This window comes from Streptomyces sp. NPDC060027 (assembly GCF_042737005.1).
GTDB lineage: Bacteria > Actinomycetota > Actinomycetes > Streptomycetales > Streptomycetaceae > Streptomyces.
Map to the genome: position 1 here is coordinate 21915 of NZ_JBHWVI010000058.1, position 19369 is coordinate 41283.

The 19369-nt window shown below is 71.8% G+C and carries 19 protein-coding genes and 2 pseudogenes; 10 read left to right on the forward strand and 11 right to left on the reverse strand.

Features of this window, described 5'->3' with window-relative positions; all coding sequences use genetic code 11:
- Positions 1–13: 13 nt before the first annotated feature.
- Complete coding sequence (locus ACFWBT_RS17180; protein ID WP_385700843.1) at positions 14–700, forward strand: AzlC family ABC transporter permease; 687 nt, start codon at positions 14–16, stop codon at positions 698–700.
- Entirely contained in the window at positions 697–1020 is a 324-nt protein-coding gene (locus tag ACFWBT_RS17185; RefSeq protein WP_385700846.1) for an AzlD domain-containing protein, read from the forward strand. Before ACFWBT_RS17180 ends, ACFWBT_RS17185 begins: the two co-directional genes overlap by 4 nt.
- A gap of 125 nt (positions 1021–1145) precedes the next feature.
- Here ACFWBT_RS17185 and ACFWBT_RS17190 read toward each other — a convergent pair whose 3' ends face one another.
- Positions 1146–3047, reverse strand: coding sequence for an AMP-dependent synthetase/ligase (locus ACFWBT_RS17190; RefSeq protein WP_385700848.1), 1902 nt, complete (start codon positions 3045–3047; stop codon positions 1146–1148).
- 393 nt (positions 3048–3440) lie between these two features.
- Here ACFWBT_RS17190 and ACFWBT_RS17195 point away from each other — a divergent pair, with 393 nt between their 5' ends.
- Positions 3441–4313, forward strand: coding sequence for a MaoC family dehydratase (locus ACFWBT_RS17195; protein ID WP_385700850.1), 873 nt, complete (start codon positions 3441–3443; stop codon positions 4311–4313).
- Positions 4314–4348: 35 nt separating this feature from the next.
- Here the strand turns inward: ACFWBT_RS17195 and ACFWBT_RS17200 are convergent, their stop codons facing one another.
- The 8 genes and pseudogenes from ACFWBT_RS17200 to ACFWBT_RS17235 all read right to left on the reverse strand — a co-directional run bounded on the left by ACFWBT_RS17200 (position 4349) and on the right by ACFWBT_RS17235 (position 10933).
- Positions 4349–5032, reverse strand: coding sequence for a TetR/AcrR family transcriptional regulator (locus tag ACFWBT_RS17200; RefSeq protein WP_385700851.1), 684 nt, complete (start codon positions 5030–5032; stop codon positions 4349–4351).
- An 80-nt stretch (positions 5033–5112) separates the two neighbouring features.
- The gene (locus tag ACFWBT_RS17205; RefSeq protein WP_385700853.1) at positions 5113–5418 is read right to left on the reverse strand and encodes a DUF4229 domain-containing protein; all 306 of its coding nucleotides are present in this window, start codon (positions 5416–5418) and stop codon (positions 5113–5115) included.
- An 84-nt stretch (positions 5419–5502) separates the two neighbouring features.
- Positions 5503–6035 (reverse strand): annotated as a pseudogene (locus ACFWBT_RS17210) (GNAT family N-acetyltransferase).
- A 2-nt stretch (positions 6036–6037) separates the two neighbouring features.
- Positions 6038–7201: an aminofutalosine synthase MqnE gene (gene mqnE, locus ACFWBT_RS17215; protein WP_356468291.1), complete on the reverse strand. Its 1164-nt coding sequence runs from the start codon at positions 7199–7201 to the stop codon at positions 6038–6040.
- An 82-nt stretch (positions 7202–7283) separates the two neighbouring features.
- Complete coding sequence (locus ACFWBT_RS17220; protein WP_266761447.1) at positions 7284–7739, reverse strand: Lrp/AsnC family transcriptional regulator; 456 nt, start codon at positions 7737–7739, stop codon at positions 7284–7286.
- A 122-nt stretch (positions 7740–7861) separates the two neighbouring features.
- Positions 7862–8551, reverse strand: a complete 690-nt coding sequence (locus ACFWBT_RS17225) for a UbiX family flavin prenyltransferase (RefSeq protein WP_385700856.1) — start codon at positions 8549–8551, stop codon at positions 7862–7864.
- 31 nt (positions 8552–8582) lie between these two features.
- The gene (mqnP, locus tag ACFWBT_RS17230; RefSeq protein WP_385700858.1) at positions 8583–9485 is read right to left on the reverse strand and encodes a menaquinone biosynthesis prenyltransferase MqnP; all 903 of its coding nucleotides are present in this window, start codon (positions 9483–9485) and stop codon (positions 8583–8585) included.
- A complete protein-coding gene (locus ACFWBT_RS17235) occupies positions 9482–10933 on the reverse strand; it encodes a menaquinone biosynthesis decarboxylase (RefSeq protein WP_385700860.1) in 1452 nt (483 codons plus the stop codon). Before ACFWBT_RS17235 ends, mqnP begins: the two co-directional genes overlap by 4 nt.
- A gap of 88 nt (positions 10934–11021) precedes the next feature.
- Here ACFWBT_RS17235 and ACFWBT_RS17240 point away from each other — a divergent pair, with 88 nt between their 5' ends.
- Together ACFWBT_RS17240 and ACFWBT_RS17245 are read left to right on the forward strand one after the other, a co-directional pair.
- Complete coding sequence (locus ACFWBT_RS17240; RefSeq protein ID WP_385700863.1) at positions 11022–11420, forward strand: PLD nuclease N-terminal domain-containing protein; 399 nt, start codon at positions 11022–11024, stop codon at positions 11418–11420.
- A 1-nt stretch (position 11421) separates the two neighbouring features.
- Positions 11422–12327 carry a LysR family transcriptional regulator gene (locus ACFWBT_RS17245; RefSeq protein ID WP_385700866.1) on the forward strand — a complete coding sequence of 302 codons (906 nt, stop codon included), beginning with the start codon at positions 11422–11424 and terminating at the stop codon, positions 12325–12327.
- Here ACFWBT_RS17245 and ACFWBT_RS17250 read toward each other — a convergent pair.
- Both ACFWBT_RS17250 and ACFWBT_RS17255 read right to left on the reverse strand, forming a co-directional pair.
- The gene (locus ACFWBT_RS17250; RefSeq protein ID WP_385700869.1) at positions 12212–13234 is read right to left on the reverse strand and encodes a DMT family transporter; all 1023 of its coding nucleotides are present in this window, start codon (positions 13232–13234) and stop codon (positions 12212–12214) included. The genes ACFWBT_RS17245 and ACFWBT_RS17250 overlap by 116 nt on opposite strands.
- Positions 13235–13454: 220 nt before the next feature.
- Positions 13455–13805 (reverse strand): ArsR/SmtB family transcription factor, encoded by a 351-nt coding sequence (locus ACFWBT_RS17255; RefSeq protein ID WP_385700871.1) that lies wholly within the window; start codon positions 13803–13805, stop codon positions 13455–13457.
- A 136-nt stretch (positions 13806–13941) separates the two neighbouring features.
- On the opposite strand from ACFWBT_RS17255, the gene ACFWBT_RS17260 reads away from it, so the two are divergent.
- The 5 genes and pseudogenes from ACFWBT_RS17260 to ACFWBT_RS17280 all read left to right on the forward strand — a co-directional run.
- Positions 13942–14934, forward strand: a complete 993-nt coding sequence (locus tag ACFWBT_RS17260) for a zinc-binding alcohol dehydrogenase family protein (protein WP_385700873.1) — start codon at positions 13942–13944, stop codon at positions 14932–14934.
- A gap of 219 nt (positions 14935–15153) precedes the next feature.
- Complete coding sequence (locus ACFWBT_RS17265) at positions 15154–16329, forward strand: abortive phage infection protein (protein ID WP_385700874.1); 1176 nt, start codon at positions 15154–15156, stop codon at positions 16327–16329.
- A 226-nt stretch (positions 16330–16555) separates the two neighbouring features.
- Positions 16556–17014: a nucleoside deaminase gene (locus ACFWBT_RS17270; protein WP_385700877.1), complete on the forward strand. Its 459-nt coding sequence runs from the start codon at positions 16556–16558 to the stop codon at positions 17012–17014.
- 175 nt (positions 17015–17189) lie between these two features.
- Positions 17190–18140: an isopenicillin N synthase family dioxygenase gene (locus ACFWBT_RS17275; protein ID WP_385700885.1), complete on the forward strand. Its 951-nt coding sequence runs from the start codon at positions 17190–17192 to the stop codon at positions 18138–18140.
- A 141-nt stretch (positions 18141–18281) separates the two neighbouring features.
- A pseudogene (locus ACFWBT_RS17280) lies at positions 18282–19369 on the forward strand (hypothetical protein); the annotation flags it as partial.

The following is a 19369-nucleotide window of genomic DNA, read 5'->3' on the forward strand; positions in this document are numbered from 1 at the left end:
CATTGTAGAAAACATGCGTTCGCTGCTCCGAACACCACTCCCGTCCCATGACCCGCGTCTGCTGCGGGACGTGGCCCTCGTCTGCCTCGCCGGCGGGATCGTCGGCGTCTCCTTCGGGGCCATCGCCGTCGCGGGAGGGCTACCGCTGTGGTTGCCGGTGGTGATGTCGCTGCTGGTGTACGCGGGCTCCGCCCAGTTCAGCGCCGTCGGGATACTCCTCGCCGGGGGCGGACCGTTCGCCGCGGCGGCCACCGGACTGCTGCTGAACACCCGCACGGCCGCCTTCAGTCTCGCCGTCGCCGACGTCATCGGGCGGGGCCGCGTCACCCGCTGGATCGGCGCCCACCTCGTGACCGACGAGACGGTCGCCTTCACCCTCGCCCAGCCGGACCCCGCCCGTCGCCGGGCCGCCTTCTGGATCTCGGGGCTCGGCCTCTACGCGTCGTGGAACCTGTGCGTCCTTCTCGGCGCCCTCGCCGGGGGCGCGCTCGGCGACACCGGACGCTACGGACTCGACGCCGCGTTTCCCGCGGTGCTCGTGGCGCTGGTGCTGCCCGCGCTGCGCGGGGACCGCGGCGTACGACGCGCCGCACTCGCCGGAGGCGCGGCGGCACTGGCGCTGACGCCCCTCGTCCCGGTGGGGGTGCCCGTGCTCATGGCCCTCACCGGGCTGCTGCTCCTGGGCGGGAGGCCGGCATGAGCGGCACGGCACCGGCCCTGGCCGCCGTCCTCGCCCTGGCCGTCGGGACGTACGCCTTCCGGCTGGCCGGTCCGCTGCTGCACGGACGGGTCGAACTCTCCGCCCGGGTACGGAGGTTGCTGTCCGCGGGAGCGGTGGTCCTGCTCGTCGCGTTGCTCGCCACGGGCGCGCTCACCGAGGCCCGCGGCTTCGCCGGATGGGCCCGGCCCGCCGGGGTGCTGGCGGCCGGAGTACTGGCCTGGCGGCGGGCCCCGTTCGTGGTGGTGGTGCTGGGGGCCGCGGCCACCACGGCGGGACTGCGCGTGGCCGGGGTCGGCTAGGGGGCTGTGGGCCGCCGTTCGAATCACTCCGGGTCCCGGCGGCGCCCCGCACCAGGGCCACGTCGCGTACGGGCGGCGCCCCGCACCGGGGCCACGTCGCGTACAGGCGGCGTCCCGCACCGGGACTACGTCGCGTACAGGGCCTCTATCTCCTTGCTGAAGTCCTTCTCTATCGCCGCGCGCCGCAGCTTCATGGAGGGGGTGAGGTACCCGGCCTCCTCGGTGAAGTCGACGGGCAGGACGGTGAAGCGGCGGATGGACTCGGGGCGCGAGACGAGTCTGTTGGCCTCGTCGACGGCGCGTTGCAGGATGGCCAGCAACTCGGGGTCGTCCATGACGAGTTCGGCGGGAACCGCGTGCTTGCCGTTCATCCGGCGCCAGTGTGTGACCCCCTCGGGGTCGAGGGTGACGAGGGCGGAGACGAAGGGACGGCGGTCGCCCAGGACCATGCACTGGGCGATCAGCGGATGGGAACGGAGGAAGTCCTGCAGGGGCGCCGGGGCGACGTTCTTGCCGCCCGCGGTGATCAGGATCTCCTTCTTGCGGCCGGTGATGGCGAGGTAGCCGCCGTCGTCCAGTTCACCGATGTCGCCGGTAGCGAACCAGCCGTCCGGCGCGGCGTCGACGACTCCGCCGGCGTGCGGGTCCCAGTAGCCGCGGAAGACCTGTCCGCCGCACAGCAGCACCTCCCCGTCGGCGGCGATCCTCACCCGGGTGCCCGGCAGGGGCCGGCCCACCGTGCCGAGGCGCGGCTTCTGCGGGGGCGTGACGGTCGCGGCGGCCGTGGTCTCCGTCAGGCCGTACCCCTCGAAGATCTCGATCCCGGCGCCCGCGTAGAAGGCGGCGAGCCGACGGCCCAGCGGGGAGCCGCCGCAGATGGCGTGCCGGACCCGGCCGCCGAGGGCGTTGCGGATACGCCGGTAGACGAGGGGGTCGTAGAGGGCGCGGGCCGTGCGCAGGCTCCGGCTCGGGCCGGGACCGGTGCCGTGCTGCTTCGCCTCGACGGCCTCGCCGTATCTCTGGGCGATCCGCGCCGCCCGGTCGAACGAGGAGCCGCGGCCCATCCGTTCGGCCGTGGCGCGGCCGGTGTTGAAGACCTTCTCCAGGACGTACGGGATGGCCAGCAGGAAGGTCGGCCGGAAGGAGGCCAGGTCCGCGAGCAGTTCCTCGGTCTGGAGGCTCGGGGCGTGGCCGAGTTTCACCCGCGCGCGCAGGCAGGCCACGGCCACCATCCGGCCGAAGACGTGCGAGAGGGGGAGGAAGAGGAGGGTGGAGGCGGGGTCCCGGGTACGGGCCTTGAAGATCGGGTAGAGCAGTTCCACCGCGTTGTCGACCTCGGTGAAGAAGTTGCCGTGGGTCAGGACACAGCCTTTGGGGCGGCCGGTGGTGCCCGAGGTGTAGATGAGGGTGGCGACGGTGTCCGGGCCCAGCACCCCGCGTCGTACGGCCACTTCCTGGTCGGGGACATCGCGGCCGAGTTCCGCGAGGCGCTCCACATGGCCCTTCTCGAAGACCCACATGTGGCGGAGGTCGGGGATGTGCTCGCGCTCGGGGCCGAGCGTCGCGGCCTGTGCCACGGACTCGACGGCGAGCGCGACGGCCCCCGAGTCCTGGAGGATCCAGCGGGTCTGGAAGGCGGAGGAGGTCGGGTAGACGGGCACGGTGACCAGGCCCGCGGCCCAGGCGGCGAAGTCGAGGAGGGTCCACTCGTACGTCGTCCGGGCCATGATGGCGATCCGGTCGCCCGGCACGAGCCCCTCCGCGATCAGCCCCTTGGCCACCGCCAGCACCTGATCGGCGAACTCGGCCGCGGTCACGTCCGTCCAGCCGCCGTCCGGCGCCTTCCGGCTGAGGACCGCCTCACGCGGGGCCGCGACCGCGTTGTCGAACGGGATGTCCGCGAGGGAGCCGTGCGTCACCTGCCCCGCGATCGGCGGCACCGCGACCTCGCGCACGACGCCGTCCAGCCGCCTGATCTCGGGCTCCGGGAGCGGAGGGGCGGAGTCGTGGGAGTACGGGCTGGACACGAGGCGGCTCCTTGTCGGCCGGAGGCCGGGGCGGGTGCAAGGCGTGTGCGGGCTCGGAGGAGCGCGGGGCGCGCGTCCTCGTACGGCCCTGGAGAGTGGGGGGTCAGGGGGTCTCGGCAACCCGGTGAAACGGGGATCCTACGGCCCGGGAGTGTGGGGTTTGTGACGCTTTGGGGCGGGCGAGGTGCGGGTTACCCGGGGTAGCTGTGCCCCCTCGCGCCCCCGCCGCCCCGGCTCCGCCCGCCCACGGAAGAGCGGCTCCGGAACCCCTCGCCGAGGATCCGCCCCCGGAGATCGTGGCGACTCATCTCGACCCGCCCCTCCGCCCTGACATACCCATACCCCGGGTAACTTACTCCAGAGTAAATTTACGTCCGAGCTGGGAGCTGAACCATGGCCGACCGCTGTCCGAGCCCCGCCGGCACCGCACCCCGGACCCGGACCCTCACCCCGCTGCTGGCCCGCGGCGCCGTGCTCTCCCCCTTCAAGCGCCCCCGCCCGGACGCCCCGGTCCCCGCCACCCGGCTCGTCCTCTCCGGTGTACGGGTCGACCTCGCCCACCTCGCCGCGTACGAGCGGGTGTGCGGGTTCGCGACCAGCGCGGACGTCCTGCCGGTCACGTATCCGCATGTGCTCGCCTTTCCGCTGGTCATGCGGATCATGGCGGCGCGCGCGTTCCCGCTGCCGCTGCTCGGGCTGGTGCACACGTCGATCGAGATCACCCAGCACCAGGAGCCCACGGCGACCGCGGAGTACGAACTCGCCGTGCTGGTCGAGGGACTGGCGCCGCACCGGCGGGGCACCGAGGCGACCGTGCTGACCGAGGCGCGGAGCAACGGCGGACTCGTGTGGGAGTCGAGGAGCACCTACCTCGCCCGGCACCGCTCCCGGGAGGAAACCCCGCGGAACACCTCGCCGAAGGAGCGGACGTCACTGCCGGCCGTCGCCGAGTGGCACCTCGCCCAGGACGTCGGCCGTCGCTACGGCGCCGTCTCCGGGGACCGCAACCCCATCCATCTGCACCCCCTCACCGCCCGCCTGTTCGGCTTCCCGCGCGCCATCGCGCACGGCATGTGGACCGTCGCCCGCTGCCTCGCCGAGTACGGGCCGCAGGAAGCGGTGGGTGTGCGGGCCGAGTTCAGGGCGCCGGTCCTGCTCCCCGGGACGGTGACGTACGCCGTGCGGGGCCCGTCGTTCGAACTCCGGGCGGGCGAGCTGGTCCATCTGACCGGCGACGTACGGCCGATCAACCCGCGGAGCGGGTGACCTCCGACGCGGACCGGAGGCCGTCCGGCAGAGGGTCAGACCTCCGCGGCGGGCTGGGGCGGGATCTCCGGGACGCCCGCGGCCGGCGGGGACCACGGCCGTCCCTGCATCAGCGTGCCGAGTCCCGCCCAGGCGAAGTTCATCAGGGTGGCGGCGGCCTGCCGGGCCGAGACGCCCGGTGTGGTGTTGGCCCACGCGGCGAGGGACTCGGCCGCACCGACCAGTGCCTCCGCGAGCCCGGCGACCTCCCGTGCGGGCAGCGACGGATCGCGGTGCGCCTCACGCGCGGCGACGACGATCAACTGCGTGACGAACTGGACCAGTTCCTCGCGCATCGCGAAGACCTCGGCCGCGAAGGGCTCCCCGTGGGTGCGGGCCTGGAGATGCAGGACGGCCCAGCCGTCCGGGTTCTCGGCGGTGTGGGTGAAGAACGCCCGCAGCCCTTCCCAGAGTTGCCGGTCGGCGGGAATTCCGTGCCGGACACCGGCACGGACGGCGACGGTGAGCGCCTTGGCCTCACGCCGGATGCACGCGGTGAACAGGTCTTCCTTCGAGTTCAGGTACAGATACACCAACGGCTTGGACACGCCCGCCAGTTCGGCGATCTCATCCATCGACGCGGCCCGGTACCCACGCTGTCCGAAGGTCCGTACGGCCGCGTCCAGCATCTGCTGTTCGCGTACCGCGCGCGGCATCCGCTTGTTCTTCACAGCACCCATGCGGGCAAGCCTACGATCGGCCGGCCCCGGGCCGGACGCACCGGAGCGTCAGGGGACCCGGCTCCAGGGGTGCGGGAGCGTCAGGAGGCCTGGGTCCGGGAGTTGTGGGCGGCCTCGTCGACGGCGACGTCCTCCTGGTTGCGGTTGCGCTCCAGGTTGGCCTTGGCGCGGTCCACGCGGGCGACGACCTGGGCCGAGGCACGGTCGCGCTCCCCCCGCAGGACGACGAAGCTGATCGGCGCGGAGATCACCAAGGACAGCAGGACGACCCACATGTAGTTGGAGTCGCCGAGGCCGCGCGGGGCGACGCCCGAGTAGACGAGGCCCCAGACGACCACGAGGCAGCCTACGAAGATCCCGAGGCGCATCAGTGTGTAGCGGAGCATCTCAATCCACTCTTCCGTTCCGAACGTTCCCAAAGGGGTCCCGTCCAGTGAAGCACGACGGGGCGGCGATCTTGCAGGGGGTCCTCAGTCGCGGAGTGCGAGGGACAGCAGCATCGTGATGTCGTCCCGCTCGTCGCCGGGCGCGACGCGGATCGCGCCGGGCACCCGCCCGACCTCCTTGTAGCCGCAGGACGCGTAGAAGCGCTCCAGCCCCTCCCCGCCCCGGCAGGTCAGCCGGATCGCCTCGACGCCGTCGAGGCGGCCCGCGGCGTCCTCGGCCGCGGCGAGCAGGTCCCGGCCGTACCCCTTGCCCTGGTGCCGGGGGTGCACCATCACGGTGTACAGCCAGACCCAGTGCCTCATCAGCCGGTGGGTGTTGTGGGTGAGGAAGGCGGTCGCGGCGACGCCGCCCTCCTCGTCCCGCCCGACCAGGAGCCGGGTGCGGCCCTCCGCCATGGCGACGAAGTGCTTCACGAGTTCGGGGCGCACGTCGCCGGCGGTCACCGGCGGCACGAAGCCGACGGAGCCGCCCGAGTTCGAGACGTCCACCCAGAGGGCGACCACCCCGTCCCGGAGGCCGGGGTGACCGCCGGGTCCAGTTCGAAGACCGGCGCCATGTTCAGACCCGCATGGGCTGCGGCGACTCGCGGCGCGCCGGGTCCGGTCCGTCGTACTCGCGGATGATCTCGTACCGCGTGTTGCGCTCGACGGGGCGGAAGCCGGCGTCGCGGATCAGGTCGAGAAGGTCCTCGCGGGTCAGCTTGTTCGGGGTGCCGTAGTTGTCGGCGTCGTGCGTGATCTTGTACTCGACGACCGAGCCGTCCATGTCGTCGGCGCCGTGCTGGAGCGCGAGCTGGGCGGTCTGGACGCCGTGCATGACCCAGAAGACCTTGACGTGCGGGACGTTGTCGAAGAGCAGCCGGGAGACCGCGAAGGTCTTCAGGGCCTCGGCGCCGGTCGCCATCTGGGTGCGCGCCTGGAGGCGGTTCCTGACCTTGCCGTCCTTCATGTCCACGAAGTCGTGCTGGTAGCGCAGCGGGATGAAGACCTGGAAGCCGCCGGTCTCGTCCTGGAGTTCACGCAGCCGCAGCACGTGGTCCACGCGGTGGCGGGGCTCCTCGATGTGCCCGTACAGCATCGTGCACGGGGTCTTGAGACCCTTCTCGTGCGCGAGGCGGTGGATGCGCGACCAGTCCTCCCAGTGGGTGCGGTGGTCGACGATGTGCTGCCGGACCTCCCAGTCGAAGATCTCCGCGCCACCGCCGGTCAGCGACTCCAGACCGGCCTCGATCAGCTCGTCGAGGATCTCCGAGGCCGACAGCCCCGAGATGGTCTCGAAGTGGTGGATCTCGGTGGCCGTGAACGCCTTCAGCGAGACGTCCGGGAGGGCCTTCTTCAGCTCGCTGAGCGAGCGCGGGTAGTAGCGCCACGGCAGGTTCGGGTGCAGGCCGTTGACGATGTGCAGCTCGGTGAGGTTCTCGCCCTCCATCGACTTGGCGAGGCGGACGGCCTCCTCGATGCGCATCGTGTACGCGTCCTTCTCGCCCGGCTTGCGCTGGAACGAGCAGTACGCGCAGGACGCGGTGCACACGTTCGTCATGTTGAGGTGACGGTTGACGTTGAAGTGGACGACGTCGCCGTTCTTCCTCGTGCGCACCTCGTGCGCGAGCCCGCCGAGCCAGGCCAGGTCGTCCGACTCGTACAGCGCGATGCCGTCCTCGCGGGTGAGCCGCTCACCGGCCCGGACCTTGTCCTCCAGCTCGCGCTTGAGCCCGACATCCATGCGATTACCTCTCCCTTGACGAACCCTGCCAACCGTACTCCCCCGCCTTTCGGCGGTCGGGGCCCCACCAGGGGCTTCGCGCCTACTCCTCCTCGGGCAGCTCTCCGACCCGGTTCTCCCACTTCGTGGAGAGCACGATCGTCGTACGGGTACGGGAGACGCCCTTGGTGCCCGACAGGCGCCGGATGGTCTTCTCCAGACCGTCGACGTCGCTCGACCGCACCTTGAGCATGAACGAGTCGTCGCCCGCGATGAACCAGCAGTCCTCGATCTCGCTGAGGTCGCGCAGACGCCGGGCCACGTCCTCGTGGTCGGCGGCGTCGGAGAGCGAGATGCCGATCAGGGCGGTGACGCCGAGGCCGAGCGAGGCCGAGTCGACCGTGGCGCGGTATCCGGTGATGACGCCGGCCGCCTCCAGCCGGTTGATGCGGTCGGTGACACTGGGTCCCGACAGACCGACGAGGCGCCCCAGCTCCGCGTAGGAGGCCCGGCCGTTCTCCCTCAGGGCCTGGATGAGCTGCCTGTCCACCGCGTCCATGCGATCGAAGCCTTCCACTGAAAAGGTCTTGAGAGGTCTGAGAAGTCTGAGAGGTGTGAGGTGTCGAGAGGTCCGAAGAGGTCCTGAACTGCTGTTGGTGCCCGGCGCCTCGGGCGCGTCCCTCAGGTGGTGTCGCCCCGGGAACCGCCCCCGAGTTCGCCCTTCCACCGGCGGTACAGCGCGTGTTCGACGCCCGCCGCGTCGAGGACCCGCCCGGCGACGAAGTCCACCAGGTCCTGGATGTGGGTGGCGCCCGCGTAGAACGCCGGCGAGGCGGGCAGCACGGTCGCGCCCGCGTCGTCCAGTGAGACCAGGTGACGCAGCGTCTGCCCGTTCAGCGGGGTCTCCCGCACGGCGACGACCAGCTTGCGCCCCTCCTTGAGCGTGACGCTCGCGGCCCGCTGCAGCAGGTCCTTGGAGAGGCCGAGGGCGACTCCGGCCACACAGGCGGTGGACGCGGGCACGATGAGCATGCCCTGGGCCGGGTACGAGCCCGACGAGGGCCCCGCCGCCAGGTCGCCCGCGCTCCAGTGCCGTACGCCGTCGAGATGCTCCTCGAAGGCGTCGAAGGTGCCGGGCTTGCCGTCGGCGCCGCGCGCCAGCCACTCGCGCAGGTCGTCCCGCCAGTGGGCGTCGCGGAACGGGAGGCCGGTCTCGTCGAGCAGCGTGAGCCGTGAGGCCCTGCTGACGACCAGGTCGACGCTCTCCCCCGCTTCCAGCAGCGAACGCAGCACCGCGGCCGCATACGGCGTACCGGACGCGCCGGACACCCCCACGATCCAAGGTCGGCGCTGCGTCTGTCCTGGCTTCATGATGTCGAGCCTATCCGGCCACCGCCCGGATTCAGACCGTGAGCCCGCGCACCAGAAGATCGAGCAGGGCGCAGACGAACAGCGCGATGCCGATGAAGCCGTTGACTTGGAAGAAGGCCCTGTTCAGACGGGTGAGGTCGTGCGGCTTCACGATGGAGTGCTCGTAGAGGAAGGCGCCCGCGACGATCACCAGGCCGAGCCAGAAGAAGGCACCCGCGCCGGTGGCCACCCCGTACCAGACGAAGAGCGCCGTCGTCACCGCGTGGCAGGCCCGCGCGCCCCGGACCGCGGCCGGGATGCCGAAGCGCGCCGGGACCGACATCACGCCGATCTCGCGGTCGGTCTCGACGTCCTGGCAGGCGTAGATCAGGTCGAAGCCGCCGATCCACACGCCGACCGCGAGCCCGAGGACGACGGCGTCCCAGGACCAGGTGCCGGTGACGGCGATCCAGGCGCCGATCGGGCCCATCGCCTGGGCGAGACCCAGGATGGCCTGCGGGAAGTTCGTGAACCGCTTGCCGTACGGGTAGACGACCATCGGGATGACCGCGATGGGCGCCAGCGCCAGACACAGCGGGTTCAGCAGGGCCGCCGCCGCGAGGAAGACCACCAGGGCGACCAGCGCGCCCGTCCAGGCGTGCTTCACGCTCATCGCGCCGGTGACCAGTTCACGATGGGCGGTACGGGGGTTGCGGGCGTCGATCTCGCGGTCGATGATCCGGTTCGCCGCCATGGCGAAGGTGCGCAGGCCCACCATCGCGACGGTGACGAGGAGGAGCTTTCCCCAGTGGATGTTCTTGTCCCACGCGAACATCGCCGTCAGCGCCGCGATGTACGCGAAGGGGAGCGCGAACACCGAGTGCTCGATCATGACGAGACGCAGGAACGCCTTGGTGCGGCCCGGCTGCGGAAGTGCCGCGGAAGCTGAACTCACAGCCCGTACTCCTTCCAACGGCGGTCGACCTTCGCCGCCGTCTCCGGGTCGGACAGCACCATCTCGGGCCAGCCGCCGTCCCGGTTGTAGCCCTCCTCGGGCCACTTCTTCGTCGCGTCGATGCCCGCCTTGCCGCCCCAGAACTGCTGGTAGGAGGCGTGGTCGAGGTGGTCGACCGGGCCTTCGACGACGGTGAGGTCACGTCCGTAGTCCGTGTTGCCGAGTGCGCGCCAGGCGACCTCGTGCAGATCGTGGACGTCGCAGTCGGAGTCGACGACCACGATGAGCTTCGTCAGGGACATCATGTGGGCGCCCCAAATGGCGTGCATCACCTTCTGGGCGTGCTTGGGGTACTTCTTGTCGATCGCGACGATCGCGCAGTTATGGAAACCGCCCGCCTCCGGCAGGTGGTAGTCCACGATGTCCGGCACGATGATCTTCAGCAGGGGCAGGAAGAACCGCTCGGTCGCCCGGCCCAGGGGCCCGTCCTCCGTCGGAGGCCGCCCGACCACGATGGACTGGAGCAGCGGCCGCTTCCGCATCGTCACGCAGTCGATGGTGAGCGCCGGGAACGGCTCCTGCGGGGTGTAGAACCCGGTGTGGTCGCCGAACGGCCCCTCGGGCAGCATCTCGCCCGGCTCCAGCCAGCCTTCGAGGACGACCTCGGCGTTCGCGGGCACCTGGAGCGGCACGGTCTTGCAGTCGACCATCTCGATCCGCTTGCCCTGGAGGAACCCGGCGAAGAGGTATTCGTCGATGTCGCCGGGCAGTGGGGCGGTGGAGGCGTACGTCACGGCGGGCGGGCACCCGAAGGCGATCGCCACCGGCAGCCGCTCGCCCCTGCGGGCCGCGACCTGGTAGTGGTTCCGGCTGTCCTTGTGGATCTGCCAGTGCATGCCGATGGTGCGCTTGTCGTGGCGCTGGAGCCGGTAGAGGCCGAGATTGCGGATACCGGACTCGGGGTCCTTGGTGTGGGTGAGCCCGAGATTGAAGAAGGAGCCGCCGTCGTCGGGCCAGGTGAACAGGGCGGGCAGGGCGTCGAGGTCGACGTCGTCGCCGCGCAGCACCACCTCCTGCACCGGCGCGTCCTTGACCTTCTTCGGCGGTACGTGCGCCATCGCGCCGAGCTTCCCGAAGGCCTCGCGCACGCCCACGAAGCCGTGCGGCAGCTCCGGCCGGAGCAGTCCGCCGATCTTCTCGGAGATCTCGGCGTACGACTTCAGCCCGAGGGCTTTCAGCAGGCGCCGGTCGGTGCCGAAGACGTTCATCGCGAGCGGCATCGCCGACCCGCGCACGTTCTCGAAGAGCAGCGCGGGCCCGCCCGCCTTCTGCACCCGGTCGACGATCTCCCCGACCTCCAGGTACGGATCCACCTCGGCCTTGATGCGCTTGAGGTCTCCCTCGCGCTCCAGCGCCCTCAGCAGGGAGCGAAGATCGTCGTAAGCCATGTGTCCAAGTATCGGCCACCCGCTAACCTGTGCCCGTCACCGGGGCCCCGTGCCGCCCCGCCGTCGCTCACTGGGGGAACGTTCGGCCATGCTCAGGTATCTGCCGTTTCTGCTGGTCCTGGCGCTGTGGATCTACGCCTTCATCGACTGCCTGAACACGCCGGAGGAAGAGGTCAGGGGCCTGCCCAAGGTGGTCTGGGTCATCATCATCCTGCTCTTCGGCGAGGTGCTGGTCGGTCCCGTCGCCTGGCTGGTCGCGGGCCGCAACCGCCGGGGTCCGGCGGGCGGCTCCACGCCCTCCGAGTGGCACCGCAACCAGCGGACGGAGTTCGTCGCGCCCGACGACAACCCCGAGTTCCTCCAGTCCCTCAAGGCCGAGAACCGCAAGGACGAGTCCCTCCTGAAGGACTGGGAGGCCGACCTGCGGCGCCGCGAGGAGGAGCTGAAGCGGCGCGAGGAACAGAGCAGGTCCGACGAAGAGTCCTGACGTGGAACTGCGCCTGCTGGTGACCTTCGAGAAGGTCGCGACCGTGCTGAGCTTCACCCGGGCCGCGGCCGAGCTGGCGTACGCGCAGTCCAGTGTGACCAGCCAGGTCCGCGCCCTGGAGTCCTCACTCGGCACGGAGCTCTTCGACCGGCTGGGCAGCAGGATCCGGCTGACCGAGGCGGGCGAACGGCTGCTGCCCTACGCCCGGCAGATCATCGAGCTGACCGACGAGGCACGGGCCGCGGTCGTCGGCGCCGAGGAGCCCTCCGGCACGCTCACCATCGGCACGATGGAGTCCCTCACCTCGTACCGGCTGCTGCCGCTCCTCGAGTTCTTCCACCACCGCCATCCCCGGGTGCGGCTGTCGCTGCGCACGACCATCGGCGACGAGACCCGCCAGGCGCTGCGCCAGGGCACGTACGACGTCGGCTTTCTGATGGAGGAGGAGACCGGGCACCCGGGTCTGGAGGTCGCGGTGCTGGCGGTGGAGCCGCTGGCGCTCGTCGCCGCCCCCGGAGATCCGATGGCCGGCGCGGCACCGGACACCGCCGACCTCGTGGACCGGCCGCTGCTCGCCACCGAACCCGGCTGCGCCTACCGGGACTTGTTCGAGCGCGAGCTCAACTCCCGGGCGCCGGAAGGATCTCGTGTCGCGTTCATGGAGTTCGGCACGATCGAGGCGACCAAACGGGCCGCGGCGGCCGGCCTCGGCATCGCGCTGCTGCCGGAGGTGACGGTCGCCGCGGAACTGGCGCGGGGTGAGCTCGTACGACTGCGCTGGGAACCGCCGTTCACGCTTCGGACTCAACTGGCGTGGCGGGCCGGGAAGCGGCTTCCGGCTCATGCGCGGCTGTTCGTGGAGCGTGCGCGGCAACTGGTGTCCGAGGAGTCCGGCCGGCCCGAGTGATCCGTCCGGCCGGGGAGATCCCGGCGGTCCCGGCGGCCCTGGGGAGCGTGACCTTCAGGCTGGCCGTCACGATCAGCGGGACGCCGAGCGCCTGGACGAGGCCGATGTGGTGGCCGTACACGGCCCAGTCCATGACCATCGCCACGGCCGGGTAGGTGAAGGCCAGCACGGCGATCTTCGCGGTCGGGAGCTTGGCGTACGCGGCGTACATCAGGACGTACATCAGCCCCGTGTGGACGACTCCGAGCCCGACCAGCCACCCCCAGTCCGCGCCGGTCCCGCGCATCGCGCCGAAGTCGGCGAAGGGGAGCAGCAGCGGGATGCCGACCAGCACCTGGACGAGCGCGATGAGGTGGGGCCGGACGCCGGTGATGCGCTTGGTGACCAGGGTGGACAGCCCGTAGAGGAGCGCGGCGAGGAGGGCCTGGCCGACGCCGGTGAGGTACGTGCCGCCGTTCGCGAAGTCGGCCGGGGAGACGCCCGAGACGAGGATCAGACCGGCGAAGGCCAGGACGATCCAGCCGACCTTGGCGGCGGTGAGCCGTTCGCGGAAGAGCAGGGCGCCGAGCAGCACCACGTAGAACGGCTGGGTGTGGTAGACGACGGTCGCGACGGAGATCGAGGTGTTCTCGTACGACTGGAAGAGCAGGACCCAGTTGAAGACGATGAACACCCCGCCGAGCGCGGCGAGTCCGAGGGTGCGCGGGGTGAAGCCGTGGTCCCGGAAGTATCCCCGGGCCAGCGCGTAGCCGCCGAGGGCGAGCGCGCCGAACAGGACGCGGAAGAAGACGACGTTGAAGGGCGAGGCCCCGGACTCGACGACGAAGACGCCGAGGGTGCCGGAGAGCATCATGGCGGCGGTCAGCTGGGCGGTGCCCTTGTTCTCGACTGCGGTGGCGGAGGTCATGCCCCGAAGGTAGGAGCGGGGACCGGGGGCGGGCCACGCGCTGGTGGGGCGTCCTGCCGATGACCCCATCGGTGCCGCCGATGGGCGCCGGTCGGCGCCCCGGACCCGGCGCCCCGCCCCGGCCCATCCCAGGACGGTCGAACGGGGGTTCGCGCGCCGCGGCGGCCCGTGGGCCGAGGCCGGCACGGCCGCTCCTCCGGCGGAGCGAATCCCCCTCGTCCTAGCGGGACGGCTCCTCGCGGGGCCGCTCAGCGCGCAGGACGAGTGCGAGCAGGCCAGGGAAGCGGGCGTCGTACTCCGCCCGGCGCAGCCGGTTGACCCGCTTGGGGCCTTCGTCGCGCTGTTCGACGAGACCGGCGCCGCGGAGCACGGCGAAGTGATGGCTGAGCGCCGCCTTGCCGACGGGCACGTCGAAACTGCCGCAGCTGCGGCTCCACTCCGCGGACTCCGCCAGCGCCCTGACGAGCTGGAGCCGTACGGGATCGGCGAGGGCGGCGAGAGCGGTCTGCACGGGGACCTCGTCCGGATGGGTGTGCTCCGGCGCCGCCCGATGACTGGTCCGCTCCGCCACGCCGGTCTCCCTGGTGATTCCCTGATCCGCTTGCCGAGTGTTCGATGAAAACCATACACTCCCGAGTGTTCGCTTTTCATTGAACAGTCTGCGGGGAGCGCGGGCTGTCCGGCCGGGCAACAACCAGGGGTGTGCCATGCGTACGGTCCAGTTCGAGGAGTACGGCGGTCCCGAGGTCCTGCGGGTCGTGGAGGCGGAGGTCCCCGAGCCGGGCCCTGGGCAGGTGAGCGTCGACGTGGCCTACACGGGCGTCAACTTCGCCGACCTCAAGGCGAGGTCGGAGGGCTACCGCGTACCGCGTCTGCCGTTCGTACCGGGACTCGAGGTCTCGGGCCGGATCCGGGCGGTCGGCCCGGACGTCACGGGACTGCGGGTCGGCCAGGAGGTCGCGGCGCTGACGGAGGGCGGCGCGTACGCGGACGTCACCGTGGCCGACGCCGTGACGGTCTTCCCGCTGCCGGACGGTGTCGACCTGCGCACCGGCGCCACGCTCCCCACCGTCCTGCCCACGGCGTACGCCCTCCTGCACACCGTGGGCCGGCTCCAGCCCGGCGAGACGGTGCTCGTCCAGGGCGCGGCGGGCGGCGTGGGCACGGTGCTGGGCCGGCTGGCGAGGGCGGCCGGGGCCGGCGCGGTGTACGGCGTCGTCTCCGCCGCCCCGAAGGCCGAGTACGCCCTCGCCCACGGCTACGACGAGGTGTTCGTGGGCTCCTTCACGGACGAGGTCCGCGCGGCGACCGCCGGCCGCGGAGTGGACCTGGCCCTGGACCCGGTGGGCGGCGAGACCCTCCGCGGCAGCCTCGCCTCGCTCGCCCCCTTCGGCCGCCTGGTCTCCTTCGGCAACGCGAGCTCGGCGGAGCCCTGGACGGTGGGCCAGCCGGAGCTCTACCCCACCGGCCTGTCGGTCGCCGGGTTCTCGATCCTCGGCCTCGCCAGGACGGCCCCGGCCATCCTGCGCGACATCGCCTCGCTCGCGTTCCGCACGGTGGCCGACGGCGCGGTGACCCTGCCGGTGACGGCGGAGTTCGGCCTGGAGGCGGCCGGAGAGGCGCACGCGCTGATGGGGTCGCGGACGAGCACGGGGAAGTTGCTGCTGCGGGTGGCGGCTCCGGATCGGTCGCGGCCGTGACCGCCCTCCCGGACCTTCGTCCCGGCCCGCGGGCCGGAGAGCGGCCGACGGCCCCCGGACGCCCCTGACGGAAGTCCTCCGAGGCGCACCCGGCCTCATACCTTCGGCCCGGCTCCGTAGACCATCGGCGGACGGCGGGACGGCGTTCCGTTTTCCAGACTGGGTCCAGGACGAAGGACCTTCAGCGCGGAGGTCGAAAGCCGGACGTCGGGAGGCGCGATGCGGGGGACACCGGGGATCAGCCGGGCACGGTTTCTGGGGATGGCCGCGGCCGTCGGGAGCGCGGCGGCGCTGCCCGTCGGGGCAGCGGAGCGGGCGGGGGCAACCGGACGGGCGGCAGCGGCGGGGCAGGCCGGAGCGACGAGGGGCGCGACCAACGGGCGGCGCGGGCTGACCTACCGGGGTGTGGTCTACGAGGTCGGTGCCGGGGAGACGCCCGCGACGGCGTGGAACGTCCGGCGCATGCGGGCGGACCTGCGCGCCGTCGCCCGTGACCTGCACGCCGACTCCGTCAAGGTCACCGGCGACGGTGTCGAACGGCTCACCGCGACCGCGGCCGAGGCGGCGGAGCGCGGGCTGAACGTCTGGCTCGAACCGACCCTCGGGGACGTGCCCGAGCGGGAGATCCTCGACCATCTCGCGGAGACGGGCCGGTACGCCGAGCGGCTGCGGCGGCAGGGCGCCGGGGTGCACCTGAGCGTCGGCTGCGAGTTCGTGCTGTACGTCCCCGGCATCGTGCCCGGCGCGAACATCCAGGAGCGCGTGGAGAACCTGCTCAACGGCGACTTCGACCCCGTGCTCATGGCCCGGCGGCTGCGCCGGTTCACCGCGAAGGCCGCGAAGGTGGGCCGGTCCGTCTTCCCCGGGCCGCTGACCTACGCCGCCGCGCAGGACGAGGACGTCGACTGGGACCTGTTCGACCTCGTGGGCATCGACTACTACTCGTCCTTCCGGCGCCCGTCGGACTACCTCCGGGACCTCGCCCCGTACCGCCGCTTCGGAAAGCCGGTCGCCGTCATGGAGTTCGGCTGCTGCACCTTCGAGGGCGCGCCGGAGCAGGGCGGCATGGGCTGGGACGTCGTCGACTACACGAAGGAGCCGCCGGAGATCAAGGCCGGTCTCGTGCGCAGCGAGCGCGCGCAGGCCGCGTATCTGACGGACGTACTGGCGGCGTTCGAGGCGATGGGGCTGTACTCGGCGATGGCGTACACCTTCGTCACCCGCGACGCCCCGCACCGGCCCCGTGACCCGCGCCACGACCTCGACATGGCGAGCTACAGCATCGTGAAGACCATCGAGGACCGCCCCGGCGACCCTGCCTCGGGCGTGCACTGGGAGCCGAAGGAGGCCTTCCACGCACTGGCCCGGCAGTACGGACGCGCCCACCACCGCTGACGGCCGCCACCGGCGACCGGGCCCACCACCGCCGGCGACCGGGCCCACCACCGCCGACGGCCGCCACCCGCGACCGCCCGCCGATGCCGAGGGCACGGTCTCTCCGGTGGCCGACCCGGCGTGTACCGGCGCCGGCCGGGCGAACCCGGCGCGCCAGGAGGCTGCTTCCGCGCCTGTCCTCGTGTTCCGGCCCCACGAGGGTGGGGTTCCACAGGAGAGTGGAGTCATGGAACGCATCGATCAGGCGCGGGCCCGCGCGTGGCTCGCCACCGCCGTGGCGGAGGCCCGTGCCGGGCTCGCCGAGGGCGGTATCCCCATCGGGGCGGCACTGTACGGCGCGGACGGCACCCTTCTCGGCCGCGGCCACAACCGCCGCGTACAGGACGGCGACCCCTCGGCACACGCCGAGACGACCGCCTTTCGCGACGCGGGACGGCAGCGGACGTATCGCGGTACGACCATGGTGACCACCTTGTCGCCGTGCTGGTACTGCAGCGGCCTGGTCCGGCAGTTCGGGATCTCCCGGGTCGTCGTCGGCGAGGCGGCCACCTTCCACGGCGGCCACGACTGGCTCGCCGAGCACGGCGTCGGAGTCGTGCTGCTCGACGATCCCGAGTGCACGGAACTGATGCGCGACTTCATCAAGAAGAACCCGGCTCTCTGGAACGAGGACATTGGTGATTGACCCGAGAGCGGGGGCGGTTCCCGCGGATTCGGCGGTTCCCGCGGATCCGGCCGCTCCCTCAGATCCGGCCAGGGACGAGGATTCGGCCGCTCCCGGGGATCCGGCCGGGGACGGCCCCGACACCCCGGCCGGCCCGGCCGGCCCGACCGGCCCCGGCGGCCCCGCCGCCTCCCGCATCCCCACCATCGACCTGCGCCCCTGGCTCTCCGGAGACCCCGGGGCGCGTGCCGCCGTCGCCCGTACCGTCGACGACGCCCTCCGGGCGGCCGGCTTCCTGCTCGTCACCGGTCACGGGGTCGACCCGGAGCTGCGCCGCCGCATCCGGGAGGCCGCCCGCGCCTTCTTCGTACTGCCCGCGGGGAGGAAGCAGCCGTACGCCGCCCGGGTCGGCGGGCGCGGCTGGCTCGGGCCGGGTGCCGAGGCCAACGGCTACGCGGAGGGCACCGAGACCCCGCCCGACCTCAAGGAGTCCCTGACGTTCGCGACGCACGAGCCGTTCGAGGACCCGGAGACCAACGCGGAGTGGTACGCGCCGAACGTCTGGCCCGCCGAGGCGCCGGAACTGCGCGAGCTCTGCACGGAGTACCTGGCGGCGATGGGCGAGCTGGAGAACCGCCTCCTGGTGCTGCTCGGCGAGGCGCTCGGCCTCGAACCGGACTTCTTCACCCGGCACATGGACCATCCGACGTACGGCTTCAACATCAACTGGTATCCGGGGACGGAGGTCGTCGGCGAGCCCGAGCCGGGCCAGTTCCGCATCGGGCCGCACACCGACTTCGGCACGGTCACCATCCTCGACCGGCAGGCCGGCAAGGGCGGGCTCCAGGTGTTCACGGACGAGGACGGCTGGCAGGACGCGCCCTTCGACCCGGCGGCCTTCACGATCAACATCGGCGATCTGATGGCCCGTTGGACCGGCGACCGGTGGCGCTCGGGACGGCACCGGGTGCTGCCGCCGCCGGCCGACGCGCCCGCCGAGGAACTGATCTCGCTGGTGTACTTCGGCGAATGCACACCGGGGACGCTGGTCGAGTCGGTGCCCGCCCCCGTGGGCCGTGTCGCGTACGAATCCGTCGACTCGCATGTCTACCTGCGCGAGAAGCTCGATTCGATCACTGTCGATTGAACGGCGGAACATTTCCGTAAGCGAACGAGCACCGAGTGGGCGTCGAGCGGCCTATCCCGAACCAACTGCCCCTTCTTCCGCAGTTGTTGATACACCTCACAGCAGCACTTCGGACCGGACCGCGGACCAGGGGGAGATGCGGTGCACACAGAACTGCACAGTCGAGGTTCGCTGTTCGACACCGATCCGCCCGGACTCGCGTCACGACTGGTCGGTCTGCGTCCGCACCAGCTCGGCACCACACCGTACGAACACCCCGCGCAGCCACCCTTCGTGGTCTTCGCGGGCGGCCGGGGACAGGGCAAGACCGCCGTGCTCCTCGCCCTGCGGGACGCCTATCGCGGGCACACTCCCATCGCCCTGATCGACGGCGAGGAACGGCAGTTCACCGTGCCGCCCCCCGAACGTCCGGCGGGGTCCTGGTCACCGGTCGGGCAGGCCCTCACCACGGCCGCCGAACAGCTCGCCGAACCGGTGAAGGGCGCCGGAAGGATCGGTTTTCCGCGGCTGTCGTCCGGGCTGCTGGCCGTGGCGGCGGGCGGCTGGAGCAACCACGACGTGCCGCGCGTCCGGCAGGAGGCGGAGCGGATCCTGCTGCTCAACGAGTCCGACTCGTGGCTGTCGGGGTTCGCGGGGCGCTGGATGAGCAAGGTGATCTCCAAGCTCGTCGCGTCGATGAGCGGGACGGGCCCGGTGGCGGAGCCGATCATCGAGGCGACCCTGGAGGCGTTCACGGAGGGCGTCTCCCCGGCCCACCGCCGGCTGCGCAGGGCCGCCACCTGGTACCGGGACTATCCGAACGCGGGCGGCAGCCCCAAGCTCGCGCTGATCCTGCTCTCCCGGCACTTCCGGGCGGGCGGCGACTCCCGCAGACACGCCGAACGCCATCTCGTACGGGCGCTGCTGGCCGACCTCGACGACGCCTACGCGGGGGTGGTGCAGCGCTCGCAGCGGCGCGGACGCCCGGTCCTGCTGATCGACAACGTCCAGGAGCCCGCGGGCCTCGGACTCCTGGAGCCGGTCCTGCGCGACCGGGCCGACGGCATCGGGGACCAGGCCGTGTTCTTCGCCGCGCTACGGGGCTACGCGCATCCGGCGCTGCGCAACGCGGGCCGGCTCGCCCTGCCCGAGGCGGCCCGGGAGACCGGCTGGCGGCCCGGCACCTCACCGTCCTCGCGGGCGCTGCTCGTCTCACTGCCGCCGCTGCCCCCGACGGCACCCCGCGCGTA